The sequence below is a fragment of the Streptococcus sp. HMSC062B01 genome, from assembly GCF_001811085.1.
Classification (GTDB): domain Bacteria; phylum Bacillota; class Bacilli; order Lactobacillales; family Streptococcaceae; genus Streptococcus; species Streptococcus gordonii.
This window is the reverse complement of record NZ_KZ672782.1, coordinates 45,745-62,638: the sequence shown is the minus strand read 5'-3', so window position 1 is coordinate 62,638 and position 16,894 is coordinate 45,745. Positions and strand designations below refer to the sequence as shown.

14 protein-coding genes are annotated in these 16,894 nt (G+C 41.2%); 12 read left to right on the top strand and 2 right to left on the bottom strand.

The window, feature by feature from the left end; all coding sequences use genetic code 11:
* Positions 1–84 precede the first annotated feature (84 nt).
* From HMPREF2780_RS05570 to abpB, 9 genes are all read left to right on the top strand, one after another.
* Positions 85–1,434: a glucose-6-phosphate isomerase gene (locus HMPREF2780_RS05570; RefSeq protein WP_105026337.1), complete on the top strand. Its 1,350-nt coding sequence runs from the start codon at positions 85–87 to the stop codon at positions 1,432–1,434.
* A 182-nt stretch (positions 1,435–1,616) separates the two neighbouring features.
* The gene (locus tag HMPREF2780_RS05565; protein WP_105026389.1) at positions 1,617–2,519 is read left to right on the top strand and encodes a flagellar basal body-associated FliL family protein; all 903 of its coding nucleotides are present in this window, start codon (positions 1,617–1,619) and stop codon (positions 2,517–2,519) included.
* 21 nt (positions 2,520–2,540) lie between these two features.
* The gene (locus tag HMPREF2780_RS05560) at positions 2,541–3,347 is read left to right on the top strand and encodes a hypothetical protein (RefSeq protein ID WP_105026336.1); all 807 of its coding nucleotides are present in this window, start codon (positions 2,541–2,543) and stop codon (positions 3,345–3,347) included.
* 350 nt (positions 3,348–3,697) lie between these two features.
* Positions 3,698–4,648, top strand: coding sequence for a hypothetical protein (locus tag HMPREF2780_RS05555; protein WP_105026335.1), 951 nt, complete (start codon positions 3,698–3,700; stop codon positions 4,646–4,648).
* Between the two features lie 111 nt (positions 4,649–4,759).
* Complete coding sequence (gene dapD, locus HMPREF2780_RS05550) at positions 4,760–5,458, top strand: 2,3,4,5-tetrahydropyridine-2,6-dicarboxylate N-acetyltransferase (protein WP_061596276.1); 699 nt, start codon at positions 4,760–4,762, stop codon at positions 5,456–5,458.
* 88 nt (positions 5,459–5,546) lie between these two features.
* Positions 5,547–6,680 (top strand): N-acetyldiaminopimelate deacetylase, encoded by a 1,134-nt coding sequence (locus HMPREF2780_RS05545; RefSeq protein WP_105026334.1) that lies wholly within the window; start codon positions 5,547–5,549, stop codon positions 6,678–6,680.
* A 20-nt stretch (positions 6,681–6,700) separates the two neighbouring features.
* Positions 6,701–7,240 (top strand): 5-formyltetrahydrofolate cyclo-ligase, encoded by a 540-nt coding sequence (locus HMPREF2780_RS05540; RefSeq protein WP_105026333.1) that lies wholly within the window; start codon positions 6,701–6,703, stop codon positions 7,238–7,240.
* Positions 7,221–7,904 (top strand): rhomboid family intramembrane serine protease, encoded by a 684-nt coding sequence (locus HMPREF2780_RS05535; RefSeq protein WP_105026332.1) that lies wholly within the window; start codon positions 7,221–7,223, stop codon positions 7,902–7,904. Before HMPREF2780_RS05540 ends, HMPREF2780_RS05535 begins: the two co-directional genes overlap by 20 nt.
* 312 nt (positions 7,905–8,216) lie before the next feature.
* Complete coding sequence (gene abpB, locus HMPREF2780_RS05530; RefSeq protein ID WP_105026331.1) at positions 8,217–10,169, top strand: C69 family dipeptidase AbpB; 1,953 nt, start codon at positions 8,217–8,219, stop codon at positions 10,167–10,169.
* 120 nt (positions 10,170–10,289) lie between these two features.
* On the opposite strand, the gene galU is transcribed toward abpB, so the two are convergent.
* Positions 10,290–11,198 carry a UTP--glucose-1-phosphate uridylyltransferase GalU gene (gene galU, locus HMPREF2780_RS05525; RefSeq protein ID WP_105026330.1) on the bottom strand — a complete coding sequence of 303 codons (909 nt, stop codon included), beginning with the start codon at positions 11,196–11,198 and terminating at the stop codon, positions 10,290–10,292.
* A gap of 29 nt (positions 11,199–11,227) precedes the next feature.
* Positions 11,228–12,244 carry an NAD(P)H-dependent glycerol-3-phosphate dehydrogenase gene (locus HMPREF2780_RS05520; RefSeq protein WP_045505249.1) on the bottom strand — a complete coding sequence of 339 codons (1,017 nt, stop codon included), beginning with the start codon at positions 12,242–12,244 and terminating at the stop codon, positions 11,228–11,230.
* Between the two features lie 195 nt (positions 12,245–12,439).
* On the opposite strand from HMPREF2780_RS05520, the gene HMPREF2780_RS05515 reads away from it, so the two are divergent.
* The 3 genes from HMPREF2780_RS05515 (at position 12,440) to HMPREF2780_RS05505 (ending at position 16,785) form a co-directional block, all read left to right on the top strand.
* Positions 12,440–14,146, top strand: a complete 1,707-nt coding sequence (locus HMPREF2780_RS05515; protein ID WP_046164876.1) for an ABC transporter ATP-binding protein — start codon at positions 12,440–12,442, stop codon at positions 14,144–14,146.
* Positions 14,097–15,917: an ABC transporter ATP-binding protein gene (locus HMPREF2780_RS05510; protein ID WP_404827000.1), complete on the top strand. Its 1,821-nt coding sequence runs from the start codon at positions 14,097–14,099 to the stop codon at positions 15,915–15,917. Before HMPREF2780_RS05515 ends, HMPREF2780_RS05510 begins: the two co-directional genes overlap by 50 nt.
* Before the next feature lie 178 nt (positions 15,918–16,095).
* Positions 16,096–16,785, top strand: coding sequence for a gamma-glutamyl-gamma-aminobutyrate hydrolase family protein (locus tag HMPREF2780_RS05505; protein WP_045634457.1), 690 nt, complete (start codon positions 16,096–16,098; stop codon positions 16,783–16,785).
* The last annotated feature ends 109 nt before the right edge of the window (positions 16,786–16,894 follow it).

The window sequence follows — 16,894 nt, the reverse complement described above, 5'->3', positions numbered from 1 at the left end:
TGGAAGCGTTTTAAAATAAGGTTTTGCTTGCTAAAAAAGTCGTAAAGCGTTATCATATTAAAGAAAAGAAATTGGAGGAATATCATGTCACATATTAAATTTGATTATTCAAAAGTTTTGGACAAATTTGTTGCCCCACATGAAGTGGAATACATGCAATCACAAGTAACAGCAGCAGATGAATTAATCCGTAAAGGAACTGGTGCTGGAAGCGACTTTTTAGGTTGGTTGGACCTTCCTGAAAATTACGACCGCGAAGAATTCGACCGCATCTTAAAAGCTGCTGAGCAAATCAAATCAGACAGCGATGTCTTGGTTGTGATCGGTATCGGTGGATCTTACCTTGGTGCCAAAGCTGCCATCGACTTCTTAAACCACCATTTTGCAAACTTGCAAACAAATGAAGAACGCAAAGCCCCACAAATCCTTTACGCTGGGAACTCAATTTCATCTACTTACCTTGCTGACTTGGTAGAGTACGTAGCTGACAAAGACTTCTCAGTAAACGTGATTTCTAAATCAGGTACAACAACAGAACCAGCTATCGCTTTCCGTGTCTTTAAAGAACTCTTGGTTAAGAAATACGGTCAAGAAGAAGCTAACAAACGTATCTACGCTACAACTGACCGCCAAAAAGGTGCTGTTAAGGTTGAAGCAGATGCCAACGGTTGGGAAACATTTGTGGTTCCAGATGACATCGGTGGACGCTTCTCAGTATTGACAGCAGTTGGATTGCTTCCAATCGCTGCATCAGGTGCAGACATCAAAGCCCTTATGGAAGGTGCGAATGCAGCTCGTAAAGACTACACTTCAGACAAACTTTCAGAAAATGAAGCTTACCAATACGCAGCCGTTCGTAACATCCTTTACCGTAAAGGCTACGCTACTGAAATCTTGGTAAACTACGAGCCATCACTTCAATACTTCTCAGAATGGTGGAAACAATTGGCTGGTGAGTCAGAAGGAAAAGACCAAAAAGGGATTTACCCAACTTCAGCAAACTTCTCAACTGACTTGCACTCATTGGGCCAATTTATCCAAGAAGGAACTCGTATCATGTTTGAAACAGTTGTCCGTGTTGACAAACCACGTAAGAACGTGATCATTCCTACTTTGGAAGAAGACCTTGACGGACTTGGTTACCTTCAAGGAAAAGACGTTGACTTTGTAAACAAAAAAGCGACTGACGGTGTTCTTCTTGCCCACACTGACGGTGATGTGCCAAACATGTACGTGACACTTCCAGAGCAAGACGCTTTCACTCTTGGTTACACTATCTACTTCTTCGAATTGGCAATTGCCCTTTCAGGTTACTTGAATGCCATCAACCCATTTGACCAACCAGGTGTTGAAGCCTACAAACGTAACATGTTTGCCCTTCTTGGTAAACCAGGATTTGAAGAATTGAGCAAAGAATTGAATGCTCGCCTTTAATAGACAAACGAAAGGACCTCGAAAGAGGTCTTTTTTGTATAGGACCCTTTATCTTTTGGGGCGTTGGCCAATCTTTTGATTTTATGATATATTAGAACTATTATATTTAAATTTTGCGCGTCAGACTTTATTCACGAAAGTGAGGAGAGTGGTGGGTGAAAGTTGCTAGTAAAGGAGATGTTATGACAACAGAAGATAAAAAGCCTCTTAAATCGCAAGAAGGACAAACCAATCAAGAGCCTGATCAGAAAGAAAACGATTTAGTTTCTCAAGAGGAGAATCATCAAGAACTTCAATCGGAAGCTAAACGCGGTTGGATTAAGTTAATCACTTTCTCAGTCCTTGCTGCTTTTGTTGCTGGTCTGATTGGTGGAGGTGTTGGCTATCTTTGGGGACAATCATTCAAGTCCGAAGCTGATACTCGACGATATAAACGTATAGAACGAGCCAAGGCTGAAGCTAAAGATACAGAAACTGGCTTTATCACAGAGAAAGACAGGGTTGTCTTTACTTTTTCTCTAAAAGATCTTGGCTTGTTGAAGTATAACAATAAAGATGGTCATGGATTAACTGCAGATCAAATTGTTAATACCTATGGATTAGCTTCTGGTGTAGATTATGAAAAGAAGGGGATTAAACTTTCTTGGGATAGATCGAAGTCTTCAAAAAGTCAAAGCGTCACTATGTATTTTGAAAAATCAGGTGACAATTATTATTTAAAGCATGTACAAGCTTATGCGCTAGGCGAATTCTATGATAAGCAGAAACTAGAAGATGAAGACGAAGATGAAAAGGATACTGACAATTCAAAAGATTATAAATTGACAAATGAAGAGTTTAAAAGTCTGAAAAAAGGAGATTCAAAAACAGGCAAGGGAGGGACTCCTTTATCAGAATTATTGAAAAAACATGGACAATCTATCCAAATTGAAACGGAAAACGATATTACTGCTAATGGAGAAAAGTATATCTCTAATCGAGTGATTGCAAAGGTATTCTATGAAGTTGATGATGACTATAAGACATTACGATTCCTAGCACAACCGAATGGGGAATTCTTATACATTGGCACAGAACGAGATTAAGATAGAGGAGATAGATGAAAGATGAATATAAATCAATCACAGATACCATTTGACGTGCCTGAAAATCGTGATCAAGAGAAAGCCGGAAAAAGGCGAATGCTTATTTGTATCACAGGTTTTGCGGTTTTGGGGCTGATAGTTGGTCTAATTTTTGGTTATTCTACAGGGGATATGAATCTGACCAAACGCCTCTATCCAATCATCAATTTAAAAGCTGATACGGGTAAATCGAAAAGAGATGTGGCAGCTGAATACATCAACCCCAAAGAGTCAGACTTTAGTTGGGATATCAATAATCTCACTGCTCTTAAGTTTGGTTATTACGATAAGCCAGATTTAGGAACTCCCATAGAAGATATTCTTGATGAGTATGGTAAGGCTATAAAAGGTTCGTTTCGAGGAGATAGAATTGATTTAGAGTGGGGCGAGTTAGATGATTATGACCAGGATGAAGATAGTTTCTACTATCGCTCAATTCGTGAAATGGAGCTTGCCTTTAAGAAGGAAGGCGATCGCTACTACTTACAAAATATTTCTTATTCAGGTGATTACAGAAAGGCTAAAGTCGCTTATATGCCCTCTGATTATTATGATAAGCTGAAAGTGGGAGATCCAAAAACAGGTAAAGGTGGGGTCTCCTATAAGGAAGTCATTGGGGATAATGCAGTCTTATATCTGACGATGTCTGCAGGGGAAGATATTGAAACAGATGAAGTAATTACCAAAATGAGGATTCAATTCAACTCATCGGGTTCGGATGAGTACAAGTTGACCTTTGTTAAACAGGCAGATGGAGATTTCCTTTTAGCTAAAAAGGGAGCCGATTGAGAAGCGACTTAGTCTCGTTTACTTTGGAGGTTCCTGATAAGTATGAAGAGCGAGTAGCTTAAAGTTTGAATAAAATTTTTTGAAAGATCTGGAATGGAAATTCCAGGTCTTTATCTGTTTAGTTGAAATTGATTCACTAATCTGCTCAGTAAATCTAAGAAGTGGAAGTTTTCCTTTCCTTGATTATATGTTACAATCAGGGGAGATGTAGCACTATTGGGATAGATTTTATATATTGATAACGAAGCGGGAGTTTACTTGAAGCATCTGAAAAGGCCTAGAATGTATATGAGATAGGTAAATGGATAGCAGGACATTGATTTGTCTTAGGGAGAAAAAAAGGTAAGAGAATGGAAAAAAGAGACTTAGAGAAATTACGAAGAGAACATAAGGATCGATTTGGCAAGGCGAAAGAATCTTCAAGAAGAAATTCTAATGAAGTGTCTAGTCCTACGCCTCTAGCAAAGCGTAATGAGGAAGCCAAACCAACAAATGAAGCCATTTCGGAGAAGCCAGCTACACCAATATCGGAATTGAATACCAAGGACGTACAAAAACCGAAACTGAAACAAAATTTAGCTTCTAGGAATTTAGATCATCAATCAAAGGCTAAAGAAGCAAGAACACAAAGGATTAAACCGACTTCTCGTTTCTCTTCAAAGTTAATTGCTGTAGCAGTATTAACGCTTGTTATAGGACTCTTTATCTTAATTGGGAAGGGACTCAATTCTCATAAAGATGATCAGGCAATGGGAGCAGAGTCAAAGTATAGTTCTCCAAATGCTAAGGCTTTGGATTGGGAGAGGATTGACTTTGTAAAGTATAAGATTGAAAATGATGGGACTAGAAACCTTCACGTCTCTGATTTTGTTCGTCAATATGGTTTAGCCCAAACTAGCAACGAAATGAAAGTGGGCAAAAAGGACAAATTGCTATCACTGACTTATAATTTAAAAGGCGGAGGCGTGGCTGTTATTCAATTCTGGAACAGAGGTTCTGGTCCACATCTTGTCAGTGTTTCTTATGATACTACTCAAAAAGAATATCTGACGGATGAGAGACTTGCCTTTCTTAGAGGGATTGGCCCAGATGAAGAAAAAGGCATCACGGATATAGAGATAGTTGATCAAGTGGGAGTTCCCAAAAGGTATTATAAATCGAACATTGAAGGCTACTCTATTTTGAACATGGCCTACCAAACAAAGGATAAAACCTTCGTCCTTTTGGAATTTGCAAGGGACAAGGATGGAAAGTTTCATTTAAAAAAGGTCCAAGAATCCAAAAACGATTTCGATGTCTAGTAAAGTTCAAACTGACTGCCCGAATTGTGTTATAATAGAAAACATTAGATAGCTAGGAGAGATTTGCCTCTTTCCTAGATCAAAAAATAGAAAGAACAAAGAGGTGAAGCTATGTCTGCTACCAAAATGAATGCTCAAGAAATCATCAAATTTATCGCTGACGCCAAGAAAAAAACTCCTGTCAAGGTGACCTTTAATGGAGAATTGCACGGTACCATTCCTTGGTCTGTTGTGAAGTTAGGCAATGTTCTTTTTGGGGACTGGGAAGAAATCAAGCCCCTCCTAGTGAACTTAGAAGAGAACAAGACCTATGTCGTAGAGCAGGATGCCCGCAACTCAGCGGTTCCGCTTCTGGATAAGCGCGACATCAATGCCCGCATTGAGCCGGGCGCTATTATCCGTGACCAAGTAGAAATTGGGGATAATGCTGTTATCATGATGGGAGCAGTCATTAATATTGGTGCAGAGATTGGCGCTGGTACTATGATTGATATGGGTGCCATTCTGGGAGGCCGAGCTATTGTCGGCAAAAATAGCCATGTTGGTGCCGGTGCAGTTTTAGCAGGCGTGATTGAGCCAGCTAGCGCTGAGCCAGTTCGGGTTGGAGATAATGTGCTAATTGGTGCCAATGCGGTTGTGATTGAAGGTGTACAAATTGGCAATGGTTCCGTTGTTGCGGCTGGTGCGATTGTGACTCAGGATGTTCCGGAAAACGTAGTGGTTGCTGGTGTTCCAGCTCGAGTTATCAAGAACATTGATGAGAAGACCCAGCAGAAGACAGCTCTAGAAGATGCTCTTCGCACACTTTAATATTGCATAAATAACAGTGCCGCGCCCGAAGTTGATTGGGTGCGGTCAGATTTTATCTGGTTTGACAAGACAATAAAGGAAAGAAATGATGCTTGATTATCTAAAAATTCGCCGAGATTTACACCAAATACCAGAAATCGGTCTGGAAGAATACAAGACACATGACTACCTCATGCGGGTCATTGAGGGAATAACGGCTGATCTAGACTTTGTGGAAATTCGGACTTGGCGGACGGGTATTTTGGTCTTTATCAAGGGAAGTTCACCAGATAAGACGATTGGCTGGCGAACAGATATCGATGGTCTTCCGATTGTGGAGGAGACAGGTCTGGACTTTGCCAGTACCCATGAAGGTCGTATGCATGCCTGCGGACACGATATGCATATGACGGTCGCTCTAGGCCTGCTGGAACAAGCTGTGAGCGCTCAGCCTACCCATAATCTACTCTTTCTCTTTCAGCCTGCAGAGGAAAATGAAGCTGGTGGAATGCTCATGTACGAAGACGGTGCTTTTGGTGACTGGCTGCCAGATGAGTTTTACGGTCTCCATGTGCGACCGGATCTCAAGGTTGGCGATATTGCGACCAACAGAGGAACGCTTTTTGCTGGTACCTGTGAAGTCAAGCTGACCTTTAAGGGAAAGGGGGGGCATGCGGCTTTTCCTCATGAGGCCAACGATGCTTTGGTGGCGGCTAGCTACTTTATCACTCAGGTGCAGACCATTGTCAGCCGCAATGTCGATCCTATCGAGGGAGCGGTTGTGACCTTTGGTTCGCTCCATGCTGGCACGACCAACAATGTCATTGCAGAAACGGCCTTTTTGCATGGTACCATTCGGACTCTGACTCAGGAGATGAACCTCTTGACCCAGAAACGCTTACGAGAAATAGCAGAGGGCATAGCCCAAGGTTTCGGTCTGGAATTGGACTTGGAGCTCAAGCAAGGTGGTTATCTGCCTGTAGAAAATCATCCTGATCTGGCAGGTGAACTGATGGACTTTTTCCAGAAGGAAGAAGGAGTGGAGCTGATTGATATTGCGCCGGCGATGACAGGTGAGGATTTCGGCTATCTGCTCAGCAAGGTCAAGGGCGTCATGTTCTGGTTGGGAGTGGATAGTCCCTATGCCCTCCATCATCCTAAGATGACACCGGATGAGGCAGCACTGCCCTTTGCTATTGAAAAGATTGGGAAATTCCTAGATTATAAAATCAACGAAAGATAAGGAAAGGGTGGACGAGCTGCATGAAAAAAGAGCTGAGACAAACTGTACTGAACCAGATGAAGAGTCTTTCAGAAAAAGAAAAAGAGCAGGCAGATGGCTGGCTGACCCAGTACATGCTCCAGTCAAGAGCTTATCAAGAAGCTAAAGTCATCGCAACTTATCTTTCTATGCCACATGAGGTCTCTACCGCAGCCTTTATCAAGCAGGCTCAGTTGGACGGCAAGCGGGTTTTAGTGCCCAAAACCTATGGCCAGGGGCGGATGATATTTGTGGATTATGATGAAAGTCGCCTACAAAAAAGTTCCTTTGGTCTTATGGAGCCGATAAGTGAAGAGGCTGTGGATAAGACAGAAATTGATCTGATTCATGTGCCAGGTGTGGTCTTCAATTCTCAAGGATTTCGGATCGGTTACGGCGGTGGCTACTATGACCGTTATCTGGCTGATTTTTCTGGGGCTAGTGTCAGTACGCTTTATCAAATTCAGCTAGCGAATTTTAAACCGGATCTGCATGATGTCTCGGTAAAGGAGTTAATTATATATGAAACAAATCTACGATAGAAACTATCCAATGACAAGTATTTTATTGATCATAACGAGCCTTGTCTTTGCTTTAATGTTTCTTTTCTACGGTTTCCAATATAGTAGTACGGAAGCCTTGTATCGCTTTGGGGCAGTACATGGCTATACAATCCAAGAGATACCTATAGAGTTTTGGCGAGTTTTTGCTGCTATTTTTGTCCATATTGGTTTAGAGCATTTTGTGGTCAATATGCTCACTCTGTATTTCCTTGGCCGTCAGATAGAAGATATTTTCGGACCATGGAAATTCTTATTGCTCTATCTCATGTCTGGGGTGATGGGGAATCTATTCGTCGTATATTTTTCACCAAACAGTTTGGCTGCAGGAGCCTCCACATCGCTTTTCGGTCTCTTTGCGTCAGTCGTCGTTCTGCGCTATGCCACACGAAACCACTATCTTCAACAGTTGGGGCAATCCTATATGAGCCTACTGGCTGTCAATCTAATCATGAGTTTCTTACCAGGAATCAGTCTTTCTGGTCACTTAGGTGGTCTTGTTGGTGGAGCTTTAGGTGCGGTGATTCTACCAGTTTCAGGCGAACGCAATGCTTTTAGTAAGGCACAAAGAATTTTAGCCCTAGTAGCTTATCTGGGATTAGCGGCTATTTTGATATTCATGACTTTTCAAAGACCAATTTTTTAAGAAAATTAAGCTAAGTACCGCTTTAAATAGCGGTGTTTTTTTATAATTATAACTTTTGATGAAATAAGGAATTTCAATAATTTGATGTATCAATATTTTATAAAATGGACTCTTAATTAGTTTTAGCAGAAATAAATTAGTAAACTTCTAAAATGTTTATATTTCTAGGTGTATGTTTTCCCTATTTTACATCTGTAAAACGTATAAATAAACAATTTTGAAAGCGCTTGCAAATACGGGATCAAAGGAGTATACTATGGTTGTAAATATAGGGAGTCTAGGACTTTCAAAAAAAATAAAAAGGAGTTAGCGATGAAGAAGTTAACATTCAAAGTTGTCATTGCTGTGATGGCGATCCTCATGTTGCCTATCCAAGCGGTTCAAGCTTGTTGTGGTTTTATTTTTGGTCGCCAGTTGACAGCTGACGGTTCAACCATGTTTGGCCGTACGGAAGACTATCCTTACTATCCCAATGGTGGGAAACACAATAAAAACTATGTTGTTGTGGAAGGAAAGAACTATAAGGAAGGAGACCAGATTGTAGATGAATCTAATGGTTTCACATATCCACATGCAGCCAACGAAATGAAGTATACTGCAACTTATGATTCTGCTCGTGGCGATGGTAGTAATGGTGCTTTCGGGGAACATGGCTTTAATGAAGCAGGTGTTTCAATGACATCTACAGTTACAGCAATTCCAAATAAAAAAGTACTTGCAAAAGATCCTCTGAAGTCAGATGGTCTTCCAGAAGCTGCGATGTTGGATGTTATTTTGCCTCGTGCAAAATCAGCTCGTGAAGCAATTGAGCTACTTGCAAAAGTCATCGAAGAAAAGGGATCTACTGAAGGAAATACTGTTGTTGTTGCAGACCAAAAAGAAACTTGGTACATGGAAATCTTATCTGGCCACCAATATGTAGCGGTGAAGGTGCCAGAAGATAAATACGCAGTTTTTGCTAACACCTATTACCTTGGCCATGTCGATTTGAATGACAAAGAAAATGTTATTGCTTCTAAAGATGTAGAAAAAGTAGCCAAAGAAGCAGGAAACTACAAGACAGATAAAGATGGTAATTTCCACATTGCTAAATCATATGGACCTGAAAAATACGCAGAAGGGGATCGTTCTCGTACATATGCAGGGATTACACTTCTTGATCCTAAATCTAAAATTACTTATGAAGATGATGAGTATGAACTCTTCCGCTCTCCAACTGATCCAAACAAGAAATTTACTCTTGAAGATGCCTTTGCTTTGCAACGGAACCGCTTTGAACACTTGAATGGTCGTTTTATACCTGATGATCAAATTGGGGTCAAGAAACAAGGCGACAATGGGGCAAATGATGCTGTTCGGAAAGATCAATACAAATATGCTCTTGGTAATGAAAATGTTATCGATGCCCATGTTTATCAAATTGATCCGAAGTTGCCAAAATCTTTTGGTGGTAAAGTATGGCTCGGTTTAGGACCATCACGTAACACACCATATGTACCTTTCTATGGTAACGTTCAAGATACTTATCAAGCCTTTAAACCTCAAACTGCTACTTATGATCCAAACTCATGGTACTGGACAGTATGGCACATTGACCAAATGGCAATTAAGAACCAAGATATTTTCGGTAAGACTGTTCAAGATCATTGGAAGATGCTTGAAAAACAATTCATCATTGATCAAGAGAAGAAGGATATTGAGTATTATTCACTGAAAGATCAACCAGAAGCTGCTAAAGCTGCTGAACATAAAGTGACAAAAGATGCACTTGATTTATCAGATCGTCTTTTCCAACACTTCAAGGACTATGAAAAGTTGATGGAAAAACAATTAGAAGCTGCTGGACGTAAGTCTGATCCTTATCGGGCTTCACAACCAGATGATAAACAAGACCCATCAACACCTGAAAAACCAGATACTCCAAAAACTCCGGAAAAACCAAAAGCAACTGAAGAAGTAAATAAAAACGTACTTCCTGCTGAATACTATGTTGCAGCACCTCCGACTCATGATATTCCTGCTAATGCAGAAGGTAATCCAAACAATCGTTTTGGCTATGCAGCTACAGCAAATGTGCAAGTATTCGGACAAACATCTACTCGCACTGAAGCTCCTCAGGTACAAAGCCAAGCTTCTCAAGAGCCAAGTCAAGCTTCACAAACAACAGTTGCCAATGCAGAAGGCAATCCAAACAACCGCTTTGGTTTTGCAGGAAATTATGAAGGCGGAAAAGATTTCAAGAATATTGGAACATTCTCTAACTGAAACTAATTTTTCTGTTGAGAAAGCTAGTCATTGGATATAAGAAAACACCTAGTTAAATCTAGGTGTTTTTGTATTTTTGGTAATAGAAAAGGCATGAGACCAATCGGTCTTAATTCATTCTTAGTTTTGCTTTTTAGTTTTCTCTTCTAGCTTTTTACCAAGTTCAATAATATATTGTTCCAAATCATCTTTGACCTGCGGATGTTTGAGAGCGTAATCGATAGATGTTTTCATGAAACCAAACTTGTCACCAACATCGTAGCGGTCACCCTTGAATTCACGGGCAAATACGCGCTGGGTCTTGTTAAGAGTATCAATGGCATCTGTCAGTTGGATTTCATTTCCAGCACCAGGAGCTTGATTTTCCAAGATTTCAAAGATTTCTGGAGTAAGCAAATAGCGACCAATAATTGCTAAATTACTTGGAGCTTCCTCCGGACTTGGTTTTTCAACAAATTTTTCAACACTATAAAGGCCATTGACGCCTTCGCCTTGCGGAGCGATGACACCATATGAAGAAACTTCTTCATGAGGGACCTCCATAACCGCAATAGTAGAAGCGTGGGTTGCTTCATAGTCGTTCATCAGCTGTTTAGTAAGTGGCATAGCTTTATCATTAGTGATATCCATAAGGTCATCACCTAACATGACAACAAAAGGTTCGTTGCCGACAAAAGCCTTAGCTTGAAGCACAGCATCTCCCAGCCCACGCGGATGACTTTGTCGAATGAAGTGTAGGCCAATACCAGTGGTTTCATCAACTAATTTCAAAAGGTCGTCTTTGCCTTTTTCTTTGAGATTGTATTCAAGTTCAAAGTTGGAATCGAAATGGTCCTCAATCGAACGTTTTGACTTACCAGTTACGACTAAAATATCTTCAATTCCAGACTTGAGAGCTTCTTCGACAATAAATTGAATGGTAGGCTTGTCCACGATAGGTAACATTTCTTTAGCAAGCGCCTTAGTAGCAGGTAGGAAACGAGTTCCAAGGCCAGCTGCTGGAATGACAGCTTTCTTAACTTTTGACATTAGTAAATCCCTTCTAGATGCAGATTTGGTTATGACCATTCGTTCTCGGCCTTGAATTCATTGTTCATGATTTCGAAGATAGCCTCTTTTATGTCATGGTCTTGATAAATGACTTTATAAATGGCTTGGGTAATAGGCATATAGACATCCAATTCCTGAGCAAGTTCATAAGCAGCCTTGGTGGTGGAAATTCCTTCAATCACCATGCCCATGTTAGCTTCAATATCCGCTAATTTTTCTCCACGTCCAAGAGCATCCCCAGCCCGCCAGTTGCGAGAGTGGATAGAAGTCCCAGTAACAATAAGGTCACCGACTCCAGATAAACCGCTATAGGTCAAAGGACTAGCGCCAAGTTTTACTCCTAAGCGAGTGATTTCAGCCAGTCCACGCGTGATAATGGCAGCCTTGGCATTGTCGCCATAGCCTAGGCCGTGTAGAGCCCCAGCTCCGACAGCGATAATATTTTTAAGGGCACCTGCTGTCTCGACTCCAACCACATCTGTATTGGTATAGAGGCGGAAATAGTGGTTGCTGAAAAGCTTCTGTACATATTTGGCAGCTTCTAGGTCCTTAGAAGCCGCTGTAATGAGAGTGATATCGCGAACAATGGTTTCCTCAGCATGGCTAGGACCTGAAACAACGACAATTTCACTACGCAATTCACTCGGGATTTCCTCTTCTAAGATTGTAGAAATGCGTTCATGGCTGTCGGGTTCCAAACCTTTGGAAGCATGCATAACCTTAACCTTGTGGTCTAGGATTTGAGCGACTTGTTTTGCGACCAGTCTTGTGACCTTGGTTGGCACCACAAATAGAACCGCATCAGCACCATCCAAGGCTTCTGCTAGACTATGGTAGGCTTTGATTTTTTCATCGAGGACAGTATCTTTAAAATAACGTGTGTTTGTATGCGCTTGGTTGATTTCATCGATCTGTTCAGCAATGTTACCCCAAATACGTACTTCGTGACCATTATCATTTAGCACTTGTGACAAAGCTGTACCCCAAGAGCCAGGACCGATTACAGCAACTCGTTGTTTATCCATCTTTCTTATTTCCATTTCTAACTAGAGTATTCTACTCTATTCTATCATATTAAAAGAAAAAAATCGTTTTCAAGCTTAAATGTTCTCATTTTCTTATAGTCATTTTAAAGCTAAGTTTAATAAGCTTGACATTGATTTTTTCTGTGATATAGTAAGAAAACAAAGGAAAAAGAGAAAACTAGTAGAGGGAAGATGATGTTTGTAAAAACCTTATTAAAGTACAAATGGTTTGTTGTGTGTTCGATTGTAATGACTGGCTTGATGATTGCTAGTTCGTTGTTGCAACCGTGGCTCCTTAAGCAGGTCCTGGATGCTTTGCAGATGAGTGATAGTAAAGCTATTTATCAAGCCGGGGCTTGGCTGATTGGTATGGGGATTGTTGGCTTGCTTGCTGGTGGTATTAATGTAACGACAGCAGCTTATATCGCCCAAGCGGTGTCATCTGATTTGCGGGAGAAGACTTTTCGAAAGATCCAGACTTTCTCTTATGCCAATATTGAGCAGTTCAATGCCGGAAATCTGGTTGTTCGGATGACCAATGATATTAATCAAATTCAAAATCTGGTTATGATGATGTTTCAAATCTTGCTTCGCCTGCCAATCCTATTCATTGGTTCGGTTGTCTTGGCCATCGTGACTGTTCCAGAACTCTGGTGGATTATTGCCCTTCTAATTTTACTTGTAGCTGGACTGACAGCTATGATGATGGGGCTTATGGGGCCGCGCTTTCAAAAATTTCAAATCTTATTAGAGCGCATGAACGCCATTGCCAAAGAAAATCTTCGAGGAGTTCGGGTGGTGAAGTCCTTTGTGCAAGAAAGGGCACAATTTGATAAGTTCAGTCAGGTTTCTGATGAGCTCTTGGATCAAAATCTATTTATCGGTTACGCTTTTTCAATTGTTGAACCAATGATGATGTTTGTCGGTTACGGGGCTATTTATCTGGCAATTTGGACCTTATCAGGCATGGTTGCTACAGACGCGGGAGTGGTCAGTTCGATTGCTTCTTTCATTGGCTACTTGAATCAAATTATCTTTACCATTATCATGGTTGGCTTTTTAGGAAATGGTGTGACGCGGGCTATTATATCAATGAGACGTCTCAATGAGGTTTTAGATACAGAGCCTGCCATGACCTTCCCAGATATAGCAGATGAAGACTTAGAAGGCAGTATTCGTTTTGATCATGTGACCTTTACCTATCCAACAGATGAAAGCCCAATTCTAAAAGATATTAGTTTTGAAGTTGCTCCGGGGCAGATGGTTGGCGTTGTCGGTGCAACGGGTGCTGGTAAGTCTACCTTGGCTCAGTTGATTCCCCGTCTTTTTGACCCTCAGGAAGGTTCTATTTCAATTGGCGGTAAGGATCTACGAGAAGTCAGTCAGGGAAGTCTTCGTAAAAATGTTTCCATTGTCTTGCAACGGGCTATTCTTTTTAGCGGGACCATTGCGGACAATCTTCGCCAAGGCAAACTCGATGCTTCCCTACCCGAGATGGAATGGGCAGCAGGAATTGCCCAAGCCAGTGAGTTTATCGGCCGTATGGCGGATAGCTTTGATAGTCAGGTAGAAGAACGTGGGAATAACTTCTCAGGTGGCCAGAAGCAAAGGATGTCCATTGCGCGTGGAGTCGTCAACCATCCCAAGATCCTAATTTTAGATGATTCGACCTCAGCTTTAGATGCCAAATCAGAAAAATTGGTTCAAGAAGCCTTAAACAAAGATTTGAAGGGCACAACCACCATTGTCATTGCCCAAAAGATTAGCTCGGTTGTCCATGCAGATAAGATTTTGGTCTTAGACCAAGGCCGTTTAATCGGACAAGGAACGCATAAAGAGCTAGTCGCAACAAATGAAGTCTATCGTGAGATATACGAGACACAGAAAGGAAAGGAGGATTAAGATGCGGACCGTAAAATTTTTCTGGCAATATTTTAAAGACTATACATTATCTTTTATCATTGTGATCGTGATGATGATAGCTTCCACTATTTTACAAGTGCTCTTTCCGATTTATGTTGGTCAGGCTGTTCAACATCTAGTTGAATTAGGCAATGCCTTGGCCAATGGCGGAGAAAAAAATCAGCTTTTAGTTGCTTTTGCATCCCTTATGACCAAGCTGTTTCTAACCTTTCTCTGTCTGTCAATTTCTAGCTTGATTTATATGGTTTTGATGAGCCGAGTGATTTCGCATTCGACCAATGAGATGCGCAAGGGTCTCTTTGGAAAACTAGCTAAATTAACCGTATCCTTTTTTGATCGTCATCAGGACGGGGATATCTTGTCACGCTTTACCAGTGACTTGGACAATATTCTTCAGGCCTTGAACGAAAGTATGATTCAAGTTTTAAGCAATATTCTTCTCTACCTTGTCCTTGTGATCATCATGTTCCGGCAGAATGCTCGCTTGGCTTGGATTACTGTTGCCAGCACTCCCCTAGCTATTGTGGTTTTAGTCGTGATTGTTAGACTAGCTAGAAAATATACCAACCTCCAGCAAAAAGAAGTTGGTCAACTTAATGCTTATATGGATGAGACCATTTCCGGTCAGAAGGCTGTTATTGTTCAGGGCATGCAAGAAGAAGTCATCAAAGGCTTCCTTGAGCAAAATGATCGAGTCCGTTCAGCTACTTTTAAGGGCAGAGCTTTCTCAGGACTTCTCTTCCCCATCATGAACGGAATGAGTCTGATCAATACAGCCATTGTGATTTTTGTTGGTTCAGCTGTCTTACTGAGCGATCCTAATGTCGAAACGGCTGTTGCAGTTGGTTTGATTACGACTTATGCCCAGTTTTCTCAGCAATATTATCAGCCTATTATTCAGATTGCAGCTAGCTGGGGCAGCCTACAATTAGCCTTTACAGGGGCTGACCGGATTCAGGAGATGTTTGATGCGTCCGAGGAAGTTCGGCCAGAGAATGCACCTGCTTTCACAGAGCTCACCGACTCAGTAGAGATCAAGCATGTGGACTTCTCATATGTAGAAGGCAAGCCCATCCTCAAAGATGTGTCTATCTCTGCTCCTAAGGGTAAGATGACGGCTGTTGTTGGACCGACTGGATCAGGTAAGACGACTATTATGAACCTGCTCAACCGTTTTTACGATGTGGATAGTGGTAGCATTGAGTTTGACGGTCGTGACATTCGAGATTATGAGCTGGACAGCTTACGGAGCCATGTGGGGATTGTCTTGCAGGATTCAGTGCTCTTTAGTGGCACGATTCGGGACAATATCCGCTTTGGTGTGCCGGATGCTAGTCAGGAGATGGTCGAAACGGCTGCGCGTGCGACTCATATCCATGATTATATAGAAAGTCTGCCAGACAAATACGATACCATCGTGGATGATGACCAGAATATCTTTTCAACTGGGCAGAAACAGTTGATTTCTATTGCTAGAACTTTGCTGACTGACCCGCAAGTCTTGATCTTGGATGAAGCCACGTCTAATGTCGATACGGTGACAGAAAGCAAGATTCAGCAGGCTATGGAAGCCATCGTGGCTGGCCGGACTAGCTTTGTTATTGCTCACCGTCTCAAGACAATCCTCAATGCAGACCAGATTATTGTCTTAAAAGATGGAGAAGTGATTGAGCAAGGGGACCACCATCAACTTCTTCAACTCGGAGGATTCTATTCAGAACTCTATCATAATCAATTTGTCTTTGAGTAAAGAATTGATTCATATTTTACAACTCTCGTTTGAATTTCAATTTCATTCGGGAGTTTTTTCTTAAAATTCTCTAGCAAGTACTTGATAAAAAATTTTTATAAGTAGCTTTAAAAAAATTTATTGGACTTGAAATGGCAGTCGTGGTAAGATATAGTATATCTTGAGAAAGGAGTCTCCTATGTGCAGAACAATTGTTGGAATTTCGGCTAATCTTTGCCCGGTTGATGAAGACGGAAAAAATATTCACACCTCTGTTTCACGAAAGTTTGTGGACGGCGTACGAATGGCTGGTGGTCTGCCAATGGTGATTCCTCTTGGCGATAAAAGCCTGGTCGAGGATTATGTAGAAACCATAGACAAGCTGATTTTATCTGGTGGGCAGAATGTCCATCCAAAATTCTATGGAGAAGAAAAAACTATTGATAGTGACGATTATAATATCGCCCGTGATGAATTTGAATTAGCACTTTTAAAAGAAGCCTTACGCCAGAACAAGCCTGTTATGGCCATTTGTCGTGGTTTACAACTGGTAAATGTTGCTTTCGGGGGTACCTTAAATCAGCAGATTGATAATCATTGGCAAGGCCAGCCTTTTGGAACTTCGCATTCGATTCGTACGGAAAAAGGAAGTGTTGTAGAGCGTTTATTTGGTCAAGCTAGTCGGATTAACTCAGTCCACCGTCAAAGTATCAAGGACTTGGCTCCTAATTTTCGCGCGACGGCTTTTGACCCAAGAGACAATACTATCGAAGCTATCGAGTCAATTGATAACCATCGGATTATTGGTCTTCAATGGCATCCGGAGTTTTTGATCGGCGAAGAAAAGGGAAATTTAGAGCTATTTCACTATCTTTTGCAGGAATTATAAAAAATTTTAAACCTTTCAGTTTGCTTTTAGGAAAGTTTAAGGTAAGAGATTTATACTAAGAACATAAACAAAGACCTCCTAACTTTGTTTAGAAATCCTAAAACTTTTC